A 14,015-nucleotide genomic window follows, 5' to 3' on the forward strand; every position below is an offset into this window, starting at 1 on the left:
GCGCAGGTTTTTTTTGCTCTAAATTTCATAACTGTAACAGTAAGCGATAATCGTAACACATCGTTGCACTTAGGCTCATTCGCTTGCGTTTTCTCAGTGGCAGTTTTTGGGCCCAAAAGCCACAATCAAAGTCCCAGAGGTATTGATTGGTGAGAATTTTTTAGTACGATTTTCGTACTTCTCTACTTGCACCGACCTGCGCAGATGCGCAGGTTTTTTTTGCCTAAAATCCGCCTCCGCACTGCTTTTCCTGCCTACAGTCATGTACTCTGCATAAAGTCATTTTTTGCCAAATGGAGTTGATATGCTGTTGGGCTTTTTTCGATTTCTTTTCAGAGTGATGTTTCGGGTCAACGTAACCGGAAACACAGCGGCATTGCGCCAGTCAAAGGTGCTGATAACCCCTAATCACGTCTCTTTTATTGACGGTATTCTGCTGGCGCTATTTTTACCTGTGCGCCCGGTATTTGCGGTCTATACCTCAATCAGCCAAAAATGGTTTATGCGCTGGTTGACGCCGTTGATTGATTTTGTGCCACTCGACCCGACAAAACCAATGTCGATAAAGCATTTGGTCCGTCTGGTGGAGCAGGGGCGTCCGGTAGTGATTTTCCCGGAAGGGCGGATTTCTATCACCGGTTCGCTGATGAAAATTTACGACGGCGCGGCTTTTGTCGCGGCTAAATCGCAAGCCGTTGTTGTGCCGATTCGCATCGAAGGTGCAGAACTGACTTTTGCCAGCCGCTTGAAAGGACTGGTAAAGCGCCGCCTTTTCCCGCGTATTCACATTCATATTTTACCGCCGACCACATTGCCGATGCCGGAAGCCCCGCGCGCACGAGATCGCCGCAAAATCGCTGGCGAAATGCTGCATCAAATCATGATGGAAGCCCGAATGGCGGTGCGCCCACGTGAAACGCTGTACGAAGCATTGCTCACTGCTCAATATCGTTATGGCGACCGCAAGCCCTGCATCGAAGACATCAATTTCCAGCCGGATAACTACCGTAAGCTCCTGACGAAGACGTTGTTCGTGGCTCGTATTCTGGAAAAATACAGCGCGAAAGGCGAAAAAATTGGCCTGATGTTACCGAATGCCGGGATCAGCGCGGCGGTCATTTTCGGGGCTATCGCGCGCGGGCGCATCCCGGCGATGATGAACTACACCGCGGGTATTAAAGGGCTTTCAAGCGCCATCACTGCGGCAGAAATCAAAACCATTTTCACCTCCCGTACTTTCCTGGATAAAGGCAAGCTGTGGCATTTACCGGAACAGCTGACGCAAGTGCGTTGGGTGTTTCTGGAAGATTTAAAAGGCGATGTCACCGTTGCTGACAAACTGTGGATTTTCGGCCATCTGTTGATGCCGCATCTCGCGCAGGTCAAACAGCAACCGGAAGATGCCGCGATTGTGCTGTTTACCTCGGGTTCTGAAGGAAATCCGAAGGGCGTGGTACACAGCCATAAAAGCATTCTGGCGAACGTTGAGCAGATCAAAACCATCGCTGACTTCACCGCTCGTGACCGCTTTATGTCGGCGCTGCCGCTGTTCCACTCATTCGGTCTGACCGTCGGCCTGTTCACGCCGCTGCTGACCGGTGCCGAAGTGTTCCTCTATCCAAGCCCGCTGCATTACCGCATTGTGCCGGAGCTCGTCTACGATCGTAACTGTACGGTGCTGTTTGGCACCTCAACGTTCCTCGGCCATTACGCCCGTTTTGCCAATCCGTATGACTTCCACAAATTGCGTTACGTGGTCGCCGGGGCAGAAAAACTGCAAGAGAGCACGAAGCAAATCTGGCAGGACAAATTTGGTCTGCGCATTCTGGAAGGTTACGGTGTGACCGAGTGCGCGCCAGTGGTGTCGATCAACGTACCGATGGCAGCAAAGCCGGGCACGGTTGGCCGTATTCTGCCGGGAATGGATGCACGTTTGCTGGCGGTGCCGGGGATTGATGAGGGTGGACGTTTGCAACTGAAAGGGCCGAACATCATGAACGGCTACTTGCGCGTCGAAAATCCGGGCGTGCTGGGGTTGCCAACGGCAGAAAATCAGAACGGTGAACTCGAAACTGGCTGGTACGACACGGGCGATATTGTGCTGTTTGACGAGCAAGGTTTTGTGCAAATTCAGGGGCGCGCCAAGCGTTTTGCCAAAATTGCAGGTGAAATGGTGTCGCTGGAAATGGTTGAACAACTGGCATTGGCGGTGTCACCTGACAAACTGCATGCCACGGTCATCAAACAAGATGCCAGCAAAGGCGAGGCATTGGTGCTGTTTACCACCGATGCAGAATTGACGCGCGAGAAGCTACAACAACAGGCGCGTTCAAGCGGCGTGCCGGAACTGGCGGTGCCGCGAGATATTCGTTTCCTCAAACAGATACCGGTACTGGGCAGCGGCAAACCCGATTTTGTCGCCCTTAAAGAACAGGTTGATCAGGTGGAAAAAACGCATGAGTGAGTCAGTGCACACTAACACTTCGCTGCGATCGAAAGGGATGATGGCGGTACTCTGCGCCCAGTTTCTGTCGGCGTTTGGCGATAACGCGCTGCTGTTTGCCACGCTGGCGCTAATGAAACAGCAGTTTTACCCGGACTGGAGTCAGCCGGTTTTGCAGATGGTGTTTGTGGGCGCTTACATTCTTTTTGCGCCGTTTGTCGGGCAGTTTGCTGACAGCTTCCCGAAAGGCCGGGTGATGATGGTTGCCAACAGCATGAAACTGATTGGCGCGGCCGCTATTTGCCTCGGCGTGAATCCCTTTATTGGCTACACGCTGGTGGGCGTGGGGGCGGCGGCTTATTCACCCGCCAAATACGGCATTCTTGGTGAACTGACGACCGGTGACAAATTAGTAAAAGCTAACGGCTTGATGGAATCCTCCACCATCGCCGCTATTTTGTTGGGTTCCGTTGCTGGCGGTGTATTGGCTGACTGGCACGTGCTGGCAGCGCTGAGCGTGTGTGCGTTGGTGTACGCAGGCGCAGTGGTCGCCAACCTCTTCATCACACGCTTACCTGCGGCCAGAACCGGGCAGTCCTGGCGTTTTAATGCGATGACTGGCAGCTTTTTCTCTGCGTGCAGGCTACTGTGGCGTAACCGGGAAACCCGTTTCTCGTTAGTCGGCACCAGTCTGTTCTGGGGCGCAGGCGTTACGCTGCGTTTCCTGTTGGTTTTGTGGGTGCCGGTGGCACTCGGCATTACCGATAACGCGACGCCAACCTATCTGAATGCGATGGTGGCCGTCGGGATTGTGGTGGGTGCAGGCGCGGCAGCGAAGCTGGTCACGCTGGAAACGGTAGCCCGCTGCATGCCAGCTGGCGTACTGATTGGCGTTGCGGTGGTGATTTTCGCCATCCAACATGCGCTGTTACCGGCCTATGTCTTGTTACTGTTATTGGGCATATGCGGCGGTTTCTTTGTCGTGCCGCTGAATGCGTTGTTACAGGATCGCGGGAAACACACCGTTGGCGCGGGCAACGCGATTGCGGTGCAGAACCTGGGCGAAAACAGCGCGATGCTGATCATGCTTGGGCTTTACTCGCTGGCAGTGATGGTCGGTATTCCGGTCGTAGGTGTTGGGATTGGTTTCGGCACGTTGTTTGGGCTGGCGATTGCTGCGCTGTGGGTTTGGGGTCGGAAATAAAAACGCCCGGTGGCACTACGCTTACAAGACCTACGAAAGGTATAGGTCCGTGCAAACGTAGCGCCGCCGGGCAGTCAGTTATTTACGGTGCCGGGTAGGTATAAACCTGATGCACCGCTTCAATTTCTGCCAGAACGTCTTCGCTCAGTTCCAGATGCAGACTTTCCACGTTCGTTTTCAGTTGCTCCATCGTGGTCGCACCCAACAGGGTGCTGGCAACAAATGGCTGACGGCGAACAAACGCCAATGCCATCTGAGCTGGATCAAGACCGTGGCGTTTCGCGATATCGACATAAGCCGCCACCGCTTTCTGTGATTGCTCACCGCTGTAGCGCGTAAAGCGGCTGAACAGCGTATTACGCGCGCCTGCCGGTTTCGCTCCGTTCAGATATTTGCCTGTCAGCGTACCGAATGCCAGACACGAATAGGCCAGCAACTCCACGCCTTCATACTGACTCACTTCCGCCAAACCGACTTCGTAGCTGCGATTAAGCAAGCTGTACGGGTTTTGAATGGTGGTGATTCGCGGTAAATCATGTTTATCGGCAAGATGCAGATAACGCATCACACCAAACGCGGTTTCGTTCGACACACCGATATAGCGGATTTTGCCTGCACGCTGAAACTCGGTCAGCGCTTCCAGGGTTTCCAGCAACGTGATAACCGGCTGAGACTCAGTCCACTCATAGCCCAGTTTGCCGAAGCAATTGGTCGGGCGCTGTGGCCAGTGAACCTGGTATAGATCGAGATAATCGGTTTGCAGGCGAGTCAGGCTGTTGTGCAGCGCGTCACGAATGTTTTTGCGATCCAGTGCCTGATTCGGGCGAATACCGCTGTCATTATTGCGCGATGGACCGCTGACTTTCGAGGCCAGCACCAGCTTTTCACGGCTGCCGTGTTTCGCCAGCCAGTTGCCGACGTAGGTTTCGGTCAGGCCCTGAGTTTCCGGGCGCGGGGGAACAGGGTACATCTCTGCGACGTCAATCAGGTTAATACCCTGAGCAACGGCGTAATCGAGCTGTGTATGGGCGTCGGCTTCGCTGTTTTGTTCACCAAACGTCATAGTGCCCAGCCCAAGAGTACTGATTTCCAGTGAGCTGTGGGGGATACGGTGATAGTGCATAGCCGCCTTCCTTTCTTTTCTATCGACAACGTTATATCAACAACGTCAGGAGGCGTGCGAAGTGCGTCCTGACAAAGGAATATAAACATGGCAGATGCGAGGAAAAAGCGGAAGTAAAAAATCAAAAAAGGCCAGACGAGCTGACCTGTTTTCTTTTAGCGCTTAATGATTTGGGATACGTCGTCACGATTAATCTGCATTCTGTTGCCTTGCTGATCTTCGTAACTGATAAGGCCGGTGTCGTCATCGACTTCCGGTTTGCCATCCGTCAGGATCATACGACCATCTTTTGTCGCCATCACGTAGTCTGTGCTGCAACCGGAAACAGCAAATGCCAAACCTACCGCGGAAATTAAAACTGCCCATTTTGTCATCATTATCACCCTTAATATGACCGCAACTCATATCATTCTAGTAATAACCCGGTAAGCAGTAAGTAAAAAGCAGTAAAATCTTAAAAAGATTGCGGGGCAGCCCTCATTTTGTGGGCTGCCTTTGAATTTAAAGCGGATTTTTTTTGTTTCGCAGTAAATTGAGGGTCTCCACCGCAATGGAGAAAAACATCGCGAAATAGATATAGCCCTTCGGTACATGAATACCAAAACTTTCTAACATTAACGTAAAGCCGACCAGGATCAGGAACGCAAGTGCCAGCATTTTGACGGACGGATGCCGGTCAACGAATTCACCGATAGGCCGGGCGGCAAACATCATCACGCCCACGGCAATGACCACGGCGGCCATCATAATGAACAGATGATCGGACAGACCCACGGCAGTAATTACCGAATCGAGACTGAAAATAATGTCCAGCAGCATGATCTGCACGATTGCGCCGAGGAACGAGTGAACATTGGTTTTCAGCCCTTCTTCTTCACCCTCAATCGATTCGTGGATCTCTTTGCTCGCTTTCCAGATAAGGAACAAACCACCCAATAACAGAATGATGTCGCGCGCCGAATAGGCGTGTTCGAACAGGGTGAACAGCGGATGGGTCAGCCTGACCACCCAGGCGATGGAGGCCAGCAGAGCCAGACGCATCACCATTGCTGCAAACAAACCTATGCGACGAGCGTGATTACGCTGGGCCGTTGGGAGTTTTGCCACTACCAGAGAGAGAAAAATAATATTGTCGATTCCCAGAACGATCTCAAGGATCGTTAACGTCCCAAGCGCCATCCATGCGTTAGGATCGGTTACCCATGCAAATAACATTGTAAGTCCTGCCAAAAACGAAAAGCGGCATTATAAGCGCTAGCGACGTCTTAGCCCAAACGAATCCTGTCAGAGTAAAAAATGCTGGGCCAGCAAGGCTGCGGTGAAGTTCTTTTTCAGATAGAAACCACGGGGTAAGGTCAGAATCGGTTGACCATGAGTGCCGACGGCTTCAGTCAGGGCTTTGCTGTTGGCGGCTTTAGGGCGTAGTTGCAGCACTTCGCCGTGACGCGCGGTAATACGTTCAACCTGGCCGAGAACAATCAAATCCATCAGTTCTTCCCAGTCCATGCACAACTGACGGTCCTCTTCTTCATTAGGGCTCCACAATAGCGGTGCGCCAACATGGCGTTCTGCCAGTGGGATCGTGCGTTCGCCTTCAACCGGGATCCACAGCACGCGCTTGAGCTTATGCCTGACGTGGCTGGTTTCCCAGGTGACACCACTGTTGCCTGTAAGTGGGGCCACGCAGACGAATGTGGTCTCCAGAGGACGACCGTTCCGGTCGATTGGAATGGTTTTCAGTTCGACGCCCAGGGCCGCAAAATCTTGCTCGGGTTTGCTTCCTGCGCTTGCGCCCAGCCAAATCTCCAGCAGCACGCCAGTCCAGCCTTTATCTCGCTTTAAATCGGGGGGAATGGGGATGTTTGCCATCGCCGCCAGTTCACCCAGTGTATAACCCGCCAGCTTCTGCGCCTGGTCTAAAAGTTGGGCTTCAGACTGCGGAGGGGAACACAGTGGAGAGAGAAGGGACATAACAGAACACCTATGGTGAAAAAATGAGCGGGGTTTATCCCCGTTATGAAAAGAGTTTACCTCTTTCTGGATAACTACGCCAATATGATGATTTAATAGTATTTTTTGATGATTTTTGGTGACCTTTTTTCGCGCTAAAAAAGGTTTTCCCATTCTGGTCACTGGCAATGAACAGGATCTTACCCCCTGTTATCCACAGAAAAGTGGGATAAGTGGGTAAAACCCTCACTACTGTTTCCATTTACAGGCTTGACGTGCGACGAAAATCCAATTTTTACACAAAAAGTGTTTAAGTAAGTGGCACAATCTGTGGATAAAAACGACGTTGTTCGATCTTTCAGCAGTGAAAGGATCGCACCTGTGACGATCGTCACGTTATGGCATGTTTGAGTAAAGATCACTATTCTAAGGTGATGAATATAATCATTTTATTTTAATGCGTTAGATTTGTGTTTTTCGGACTATTCAAGGTTTTCCCATGGTAGTTACGTACTTCTTCACAACTCTATCCACAGAAAAAGTGAATAAAATGGCCCATGAAAGCGGGCATCTGTTTATAACTTCGATGATTACTGTGAGTTATTCAATTGTTATCCGTTGTTATCGCCGTAAGAGAGTGGTTTACCGTTTCCGACGAGTGTGAAACAATCATTCACATTGAAAATTGTTTTTAGAGGTAGTCCGGTGATTGATGACGATGGCTACCGCCCAAATGTTGGAATTGTAATCTGCAATCGTCAGGGCCAGGTCATGTGGGCCAGGCGATACGGTCAGCACTCCTGGCAGTTCCCTCAGGGAGGGATCAATCCAGGCGAATCTGCTGAGCAGGCGATGTATCGGGAATTGTTCGAAGAGGTCGGATTAAGCCGTAAAGATGTGCGGATCCTGGCGTCTACCCGTAACTGGTTGCGTTACAAGTTACCGAAACGTTTGGTGCGTTGGGACACAAAGCCGGTTTGTATCGGCCAGAAACAAAAATGGTTTCTCCTGCAGTTGATTGGCAATGATAGCGAGATCAACATGCAAACCAGCAGTACACCGGAGTTCGATGGTTGGCGCTGGGTAAGTTACTGGTACCCGGTGCGTCAGGTTGTGTCGTTTAAACGCGACGTCTACCGTCGGGTGATGAAGGAATTTGCAGCTGTTGTGCTGGCGCTGACGGAAAGTACGCCGAAGCCGCAGAACACAGCCCCTGCATATCGACGTAAAAGAGGTTAAGCCACGCACATTATGCTCACCCGGTTGCGAGAGATAGTAGAGAAAGTGGCAAGCGCACCTCGTGTGAACGAGGCGCTTGATATTCTGGTAACGGACATTTGCCAGGCGATGGAAACCGAAGTCTGTTCGGTTTACCTGGCTGACCACGACCGACGCTGCTATTACCTGATGGCGACTCGCGGGCTGAAAAAGCCGCGGGGCCGGACAATCACACTCGCATTTGATGAAGGTGTCGTAGGCCTGGTGGGACGCCTTGCGGAGCCCATTAACCTCGCGGATGCGCAAAAGCACCCGAGCTTCAAATATATCCCTTCTGTAAAAGAAGAAAAATACCGCGCTTTTCTTGGTGTTCCCATCATACAGCGCCGCCAGTTACTGGGCGTGCTGGTGGTGCAGCAGCGTGAACTGCGTCAGTTTGACGAAAGCGAAGAATCTTTCCTCGTCACGCTTGCCACGCAAATGGCGGCCATCCTCTCTCAATCTCAGCTGACTGCACTGTTTGGCCAATATCGGCAAACGCGTATTCGCGCGCTTCCGGCATCCTCCGGGGTGGCGATTGCCCAAGGCTGGATGGACGCCACGCTGCCGTTAATGGAACAGGTGTATGAAGCGTCGACGCTGGATTCTGCGCTTGAGCGTGAACGCCTGACCCAGGCGCTGGAAGACGCTGCGGGTGAATTTCGTCGCTACAGTAAGCGTTTCGCTGCTGGTGCGCAGAAAGAAACCGCCGCCATTTTTGACCTCTATTCGCACTTGTTATCAGACGCTCGTCTGCGCAAAGAGCTGTTCGCGGAAGTGGACAAAGGCTCGGTGGCGGAGTGGGCCGTTAAAACTATTATCGAGAAGTTTGCCGATCAGTTTGCTGCATTGAGTGATGGCTATCTGAAAGAACGCGCGGGTGATCTGCGCGCTCTCGGGCAGCGTCTGCTGTTCCATCTCGATGATACTGTCCAGGGCGCAAATACCTGGCCAGAGCGTTTTGTGCTGGTGGCCGACGAGTTATCGGCAACGACGCTCGCAGAAGTTCCACAAGACAGGCTGACGGGTGTCGTCGTGCGCGATGGCGCAGCGAACTCGCACGCAGCAATCATGGTGCGCGCGTTAGGCATTCCAACCGTGATGGGAGCGGACATCCAACCTGCGGTACTTCATGGTCGGATGCTGGTGGTTGACGGTTATCGCGGCGAGATCCTGGTCGACCCGGAACCGGTCCTGCTGCAGGAATATCAGCGGCTGGTCACCGAAGAAAACGAGCTTAGCCGTATCGCCGAAGATGATGTGGAACGTCCGGCACAACTCAAAAGCGGCGAACGCGTCAAAGTTATGCTGAATGCGGGTTTAAGCCCGGAGCACGAAGAAAAACTCGGCAGCCGCATTGATGGCATCGGCCTGTATCGCACCGAAATACCCTTCATGCTGCAAAGCGGTTTCCCGTCGGAAGAAGAGCAGGTTTCGCAGTATCAGGGCATGTTGCAGATGTTCAATGACAAGCCCGTCACGCTACGTACGCTGGACGTTGGTGCGGATAAACAGCTGCCATATATGCCGATCAGTGAGGAAAATCCTTGTCTCGGCTGGCGCGGGATCCGTATCACGCTGGATCAGCCTGAGATCTTCCTGATCCAGGTGCGCGCAATGTTACGTGCCAATGCCGCCACCGGCAATCTCAGCATTCTGCTGCCGATGGTCACCAGCATTGATGAAGTCGATGAAGCGAAACGCCTGATCGAACGTGCCGGGCGCGAAGTAGAAGAGATGATCGGTTACGAGATCCCGAAACCGCGTATCGGAGTGATGCTCGAAGTGCCTTCAATGGTGTTTCTGATGGCGCACCTGACCAGTCGCGTCGATTTTATTTCAGTTGGCACGAACGATCTGACGCAGTATTTACTGGCGGTAGATCGTAACAATACGCGTGTGGCGAGCATTTACGACAGCTTGCACCCGGCGCTGCTTCGTGCGTTGTCGATGATTGCGCAAGATGCGGAGCGCCTCGGAATCGATCTGCGGGTATGCGGTGAAATGGCGGGTGATCCGATGTGTGTCACTATTCTGATTGGCCTCGGTTTCCGACATTTGTCGATGAACGGTCGCTCGGTAGCACGCGTGAAATATCTGCTGCGTCACATTGAGCTTGAGGACGCGCAGAATCTTGCCCAGCGCAGTCTCGATGCACAGTTAGCCACTGAAGTTCGCCATCAAGTCGCGGCCTTTATGGAGCGCCGAGGTCTCGGCGGTCTGATTCGCGGCGGGCGATAAGCGCTTCTGCCGGGTGGCTTCAGCGCTATCGGACTTTGTAAATCCTGAACCGACCACGCTTCGCTTATACATATCTTTTACATCTTTCCCCGCAGCCCCGCCTTCCGCCTTGTGCTATCATTCGCACCTTTGGGGCAGCCAACAGGTTGCGCGTCTCTACCGCTGACCACTTTCGGCGGAATAACAAGCATTTGTGGTGACAGATGAATAGTGGTTATCTGCATTTCCCGGAGTTTGATCCGGTGATTTTTTCCATTGGACCGGTCTCGCTTCACTGGTACGGACTTATGTACCTGGTCGGCTTTATTTTCGCGATGTGGTTGGCGTCTCGCAGGGCGAATCGACCGGGTAGCGGCTGGACGAAAAACGAAGTTGAAAACCTGCTGTATGCAGGCTTCCTCGGGGTATTCCTGGGTGGGCGTATTGGCTATGTGTTGTTCTACAACATGCCAACATTCCTCAGCGATCCGTTGTATCTGTTCCGCGTCTGGGACGGCGGTATGTCGTTCCACGGCGGCCTGATTGGCGTTATCGTGGTGATGATTGTCTTCGCTAAACGCACCAAGCGCACCTTCTTCCAGGTCGCAGACTTTATCGCACCGTTGATCCCGTTTGGTCTTGGCGCGGGGCGTTTGGGTAACTTCATTAACGGCGAATTGTGGGGCCGGGTTGATCCTTCATTCCACTACAGCATGCTGTTCCCAGGCTCTCGTGCGGAAGACCTGGCGTTACTGCCGTCGCACCCTGAATGGCAGTCGCTGTTCGATCAGTACGGCGTGCTGCCGCGTCATGCATCGCAGCTTTATGAACTGGCGCTGGAAGGCGTAGTGCTGTTTATCATCCTCAACTTGTTTATCCGCAAACCGCGCCCAACGGGCTCTGTTTCCGGTCTGTTCCTGATTGGCTATGGCCTGTTCCGTATCATCGTGGAATTCTTCCGCCAGCCAGATGCGCAGTTTACCGGCGAGTGGGTACAGTACATCAGCATGGGGCAGATCCTCTCCATTCCGATGGTGTTGGCGGGTGTCATCATGATGGTCTGGGCATATCGCCGTCGCCCACAGCAGCAAGTCTCCTGAGGAAGTATGAAACAGTATCTTGATCTGATGCAGAAGGTGCTCGACGAGGGCACCCCAAAGAATGACCGTACCGGCACGGGCACGCTGTCGATTTTCGGCCACCAGATGCGCTTTAACCTGCAAGATGGTTTCCCGCTGGTGACTACCAAGCGCTGTCATTTACGCTCCATCATCCATGAGCTGTTGTGGTTCCTGAAAGGTGACACAAACGTTGCCTATCTGCATGAAAACAATGTCTCCATCTGGGATGAATGGGCTGACGACCAGGGCAACCTGGGGCCAGTCTACGGTAAGCAATGGCGTGCGTGGCCAACGCCGGATGGCCGTCATATTGACCAAATCACCACCGTCATGAACCAGCTGAAAAATGATCCGGATTCACGCCGTATCATTGTTTCTGCCTGGAACGTCGGTGAGCTGGATAAAATGGCGCTCGCTCCGTGTCACGCTTTCTTCCAGTTCTATGTGGCGGACGGGAAGCTCTCTTGCCAACTGTACCAACGTTCCTGCGACGTGTTCCTCGGCCTGCCGTTTAACATCGCCAGCTACGCGCTATTGGTGCATATGGTCGCGCAACAGTGTGATCTGGAAGTGGGTGACTTCGTCTGGACAGGTGGCGACACGCACCTGTACAGCAACCACATGGAACAGACTCATCTGCAGTTGAGTCGTGAACCGCGCGCGTTGCCGAAGCTGATTATCAAACGTAAGCCTGACTCTATCTTCGATTATCAATTCGATGACTTCGAGATTGAAGGCTACGATCCGCACCCCGGTATTAAAGCGCCAGTGGCGATTTAAATCACCTGAAATCAACCGGCCCACGTGGCCGGTTTTGTTTTTCTGAAGCGTCCTTCCTGATTTTTTGCAACGTCTTGCAACTCGTCACATTTCCCTGAAACGTGCTCGTAAAATCCTGAATACCCACTCGCAATGTGTAGCGTATCGACGCAAAGTGCGCTCATGAAACGAGAACAGGGTTACACCCTTATTGAAATGCTGGTCGCTATCTCGCTGATGCTCATTCTCAGTGCTGGTGGACTGTACGGCTGGCAGAGCTGGCAGCAGCAACAGCGCCTTTGGCAAACCGCCTGTCAGGTCCGGGATTATCTGGTGATGCTACGTAACGACGCTAACTGGAACCGCCGGGACCGCTTGCCGCGTCTGCAAAAGGCAGAGCAGGGCTGGTGCCTGAATGCACTCAGCTCAGAGCAGGATGGTTGTGTAGCGCAAAACGTGTTCGTGCTGCGCCCTCAATGGCCGGACGTTACCGTCACAGACATCACGCCAGCCCTCGGATTTTATGGCTTACGCAATACCGCCTGGCCGGGGCATATCACCTTAAAAAGTGGCGCGGGGAGCTGGACCTTGATTGTTTCGGGTTGGGGGCGTATTCGGCTTTGCAAAGGGAGCACGAATAAAGAATGCCAGTAAATGAACAGGGATTTTCATTGGTTGAAGTCTTAATTGCGATGGCGATAGGCAGTGTGTTGCTACTGTCGACGGCTCGTTTTTTACCAGCCCTACAAATGGCAGCAATCCGCCAAACGCAGCAACAGGTGCTGGAAGAAGAGGTTTGGCAACGTCTGTTTACCGTCTCACGGCATTTACAACGTGCTGGTTTTTGCCGGGGAGTATGCGCGGGCGAAGGCATTACAATCGAAAACCACTGCGTTGTACTGCGTTGGGATGGGAATCTCAACGGTGTCTGGGAGCAAACGCCGTCGACAAATTCTGATGTGACAGGATTCAGAATGAACAATGGTGCGCTGGAAACCTTACGAGGTGCTGCGAGTTGCACAGGAAAAGGATGGGAAAAAATGACCGATCCCGATTTCCTTGTCGTGGATGATTTTACGGTTAAGCGGCATAACCTGGCCGGGTTTGCGCCTGAATTTGATATGTTACTTTCGGCGCATCTGAAGGGCCGCCCAGACGTGCAGGTGAGCGCCAACTACAACGTGACGGGACACAACTTGTGAAGCGGCAAGAGGGAATGTCGTCGCTAATGTTGGTCCTGCTGATGCTCGTGCTTGGCAGTCTGACGTTACAAGGTGTCAGTGTCCGGCATCAGGCTCAAGTGTCACACACCACGCTTGAAAAAGTGGCGATGATTGATAGCGCTCATGCGGAGTCACTGCTGGAGTGGGGGCGGACATATACCTGGCCGTTACAGCCCGTCGAACAATGCCAGGCGAATGCAATTTTTGCGGGACGCGTGTGTTTGCGTCTGTTCATTGATGGAGCAGCGTTATTGATAGCCCGTAGTGGCGAGCAAATTCGTTGGCAAACAGGCCAGGTCAGCGGCAATAACCTGTTGTTCGATCATAACGGCTGGAGCGATTTTTGCCCACGAAAGGAAACGGTACAATGTCAGATTCCGTGAGCCGTCAGCAGGGTTTTAGTCTACCCGAAGTGCTGTTGAGCGTAGTGTTGATGATGATGGTGGTGAGTGCATTGTCTGGCTTGCAAAGCAAGCTTGCGGCTGGTGGGGCGCAACTCAACCAGTATCGTCAGCTTTGGCGCGAAGCATGGCGTGGCAGCCAGCTACATACCACCGCTTTGCCCGAGGGCTGGCACTTGAACCGTGTGCAGACAAGCCGCCAAAGATGTGTCAGCATCACGGTAACGATTACCACGCCGGCCGGTCGTGAGGGGCAATTATCGCGCCTCCACTGCCCACAACGTTAATGGCTTAACCGCGAGCGTCAGGAGCGA

At 52.9% G+C, this 14,015-nt stretch carries 14 protein-coding genes; 10 read left to right on the forward strand and 4 right to left on the reverse strand.

What is annotated here, in order from left to right; all coding sequences use genetic code 11:
- Positions 1 to 304 precede the first annotated feature (304 nt).
- The gene (gene aas, locus VH187_RS12510) at positions 305 to 2,464 is read left to right on the forward strand and encodes a bifunctional acyl-ACP--phospholipid O-acyltransferase/long-chain-fatty-acid--ACP ligase (RefSeq protein ID WP_329701777.1); all 2,160 of its coding nucleotides are present in this window, start codon (positions 305 to 307) and stop codon (positions 2,462 to 2,464) included.
- Complete coding sequence (lplT, locus tag VH187_RS12515; protein WP_329701778.1) at positions 2,457 to 3,647, forward strand: lysophospholipid transporter LplT; 1,191 nt, start codon at positions 2,457 to 2,459, stop codon at positions 3,645 to 3,647. The genes aas and lplT overlap by 8 nt, the downstream gene beginning before the upstream one ends.
- 82 nt (positions 3,648 to 3,729) lie before the next feature.
- On the opposite strand, the gene VH187_RS12520 is transcribed toward lplT, so the two are convergent.
- The 4 genes from VH187_RS12520 to mutH all read right to left on the reverse strand — a co-directional run bounded on the left by VH187_RS12520 (position 3,730) and on the right by mutH (position 6,741).
- Complete coding sequence (locus VH187_RS12520) at positions 3,730 to 4,770, reverse strand: NADP(H)-dependent aldo-keto reductase (RefSeq protein ID WP_329701779.1); 1,041 nt, start codon at positions 4,768 to 4,770, stop codon at positions 3,730 to 3,732.
- A 155-nt stretch (positions 4,771 to 4,925) separates the two neighbouring features.
- Positions 4,926 to 5,144: a YgdI/YgdR family lipoprotein gene (locus VH187_RS12525; protein ID WP_329701951.1), complete on the reverse strand. Its 219-nt coding sequence runs from the start codon at positions 5,142 to 5,144 to the stop codon at positions 4,926 to 4,928.
- A gap of 127 nt (positions 5,145 to 5,271) precedes the next feature.
- Complete coding sequence (locus VH187_RS12530; protein ID WP_329701780.1) at positions 5,272 to 5,985, reverse strand: TerC family protein; 714 nt, start codon at positions 5,983 to 5,985, stop codon at positions 5,272 to 5,274.
- 69 nt (positions 5,986 to 6,054) lie between these two features.
- A complete protein-coding gene (gene mutH, locus VH187_RS12535; protein WP_329701781.1) occupies positions 6,055 to 6,741 on the reverse strand; it encodes a DNA mismatch repair endonuclease MutH in 687 nt (228 codons plus the stop codon).
- Between the two features lie 684 nt (positions 6,742 to 7,425).
- Between mutH and rppH the strand changes: the two genes are divergently transcribed.
- From rppH to VH187_RS12575, 8 genes are all read left to right on the forward strand, one after another.
- Complete coding sequence (gene rppH / locus VH187_RS12540) at positions 7,426 to 7,959, forward strand: RNA pyrophosphohydrolase (protein ID WP_329701782.1); 534 nt, start codon at positions 7,426 to 7,428, stop codon at positions 7,957 to 7,959.
- 12 nt (positions 7,960 to 7,971) lie between these two features.
- Positions 7,972 to 10,218, forward strand: a complete 2,247-nt coding sequence (ptsP, locus tag VH187_RS12545; protein WP_329701783.1) for a phosphoenolpyruvate--protein phosphotransferase — start codon at positions 7,972 to 7,974, stop codon at positions 10,216 to 10,218.
- A gap of 203 nt (positions 10,219 to 10,421) precedes the next feature.
- Entirely contained in the window at positions 10,422 to 11,297 is an 876-nt protein-coding gene (gene lgt / locus VH187_RS12550; protein WP_329701784.1) for a prolipoprotein diacylglyceryl transferase, read from the forward strand.
- A gap of 6 nt (positions 11,298 to 11,303) precedes the next feature.
- Positions 11,304 to 12,098 (forward strand): thymidylate synthase, encoded by a 795-nt coding sequence (thyA, locus tag VH187_RS12555; protein ID WP_329701785.1) that lies wholly within the window; start codon positions 11,304 to 11,306, stop codon positions 12,096 to 12,098.
- Between the two features lie 162 nt (positions 12,099 to 12,260).
- Positions 12,261 to 12,731, forward strand: a complete 471-nt coding sequence (locus tag VH187_RS12560) for a prepilin peptidase-dependent protein (RefSeq protein WP_329701786.1) — start codon at positions 12,261 to 12,263, stop codon at positions 12,729 to 12,731.
- A complete protein-coding gene (locus VH187_RS12565) occupies positions 12,722 to 13,279 on the forward strand; it encodes a prepilin peptidase-dependent protein (protein WP_329701787.1) in 558 nt (185 codons plus the stop codon). The genes VH187_RS12560 and VH187_RS12565 overlap by 10 nt, the downstream gene beginning before the upstream one ends.
- Entirely contained in the window at positions 13,276 to 13,683 is a 408-nt protein-coding gene (locus VH187_RS12570; RefSeq protein WP_329701788.1) for a DUF2509 family protein, read from the forward strand. Before VH187_RS12565 ends, VH187_RS12570 begins: the two co-directional genes overlap by 4 nt.
- On the forward strand, positions 13,668 to 13,988 hold the full coding sequence (locus VH187_RS12575) for a prepilin-type N-terminal cleavage/methylation domain-containing protein (protein ID WP_329701789.1): 321 nt from the start codon (positions 13,668 to 13,670) through the stop codon (positions 13,986 to 13,988). The genes VH187_RS12570 and VH187_RS12575 overlap by 16 nt, the downstream gene beginning before the upstream one ends.
- Positions 13,989 to 14,015: the final 27 nt, after the last annotated feature.

Source organism: Scandinavium sp., from assembly GCF_036271055.1.
GTDB lineage: Bacteria > Pseudomonadota > Gammaproteobacteria > Enterobacterales > Enterobacteriaceae > Scandinavium.

Coding starts and splice junctions, on each gene's coding strand:
- VH187_RS12560 (WP_329701786.1), top strand. CDS start 12,261: ATGAAACGAGAACAGGGTTACACCCTTATTGAAATGCTGGTCGCTATC.
- ptsP (WP_329701783.1), top strand. CDS start 7,972: ATGCTCACCCGGTTGCGAGAGATAGTAGAGAAAGTGGCAAGCGCACCT.
- lgt (WP_329701784.1), top strand. CDS start 10,422: ATGAATAGTGGTTATCTGCATTTCCCGGAGTTTGATCCGGTGATTTTT.
- VH187_RS12525 (WP_329701951.1), bottom strand. CDS start 5,144: ATGACAAAATGGGCAGTTTTAATTTCCGCGGTAGGTTTGGCATTTGCT.
- VH187_RS12520 (WP_329701779.1), bottom strand. CDS start 4,770: ATGCACTATCACCGTATCCCCCACAGCTCACTGGAAATCAGTACTCTT.
- VH187_RS12575 (WP_329701789.1), top strand. CDS start 13,668: ATGTCAGATTCCGTGAGCCGTCAGCAGGGTTTTAGTCTACCCGAAGTG.
- lplT (WP_329701778.1), top strand. CDS start 2,457: ATGAGTGAGTCAGTGCACACTAACACTTCGCTGCGATCGAAAGGGATG.
- mutH (WP_329701781.1), bottom strand. CDS start 6,741: ATGTCCCTTCTCTCTCCACTGTGTTCCCCTCCGCAGTCTGAAGCCCAA.
- VH187_RS12530 (WP_329701780.1), bottom strand. CDS start 5,985: ATGTTATTTGCATGGGTAACCGATCCTAACGCATGGATGGCGCTTGGG.
- thyA (WP_329701785.1), top strand. CDS start 11,304: ATGAAACAGTATCTTGATCTGATGCAGAAGGTGCTCGACGAGGGCACC.
- aas (WP_329701777.1), top strand. CDS start 305: ATGCTGTTGGGCTTTTTTCGATTTCTTTTCAGAGTGATGTTTCGGGTC.
- VH187_RS12565 (WP_329701787.1), top strand. CDS start 12,722: ATGCCAGTAAATGAACAGGGATTTTCATTGGTTGAAGTCTTAATTGCG.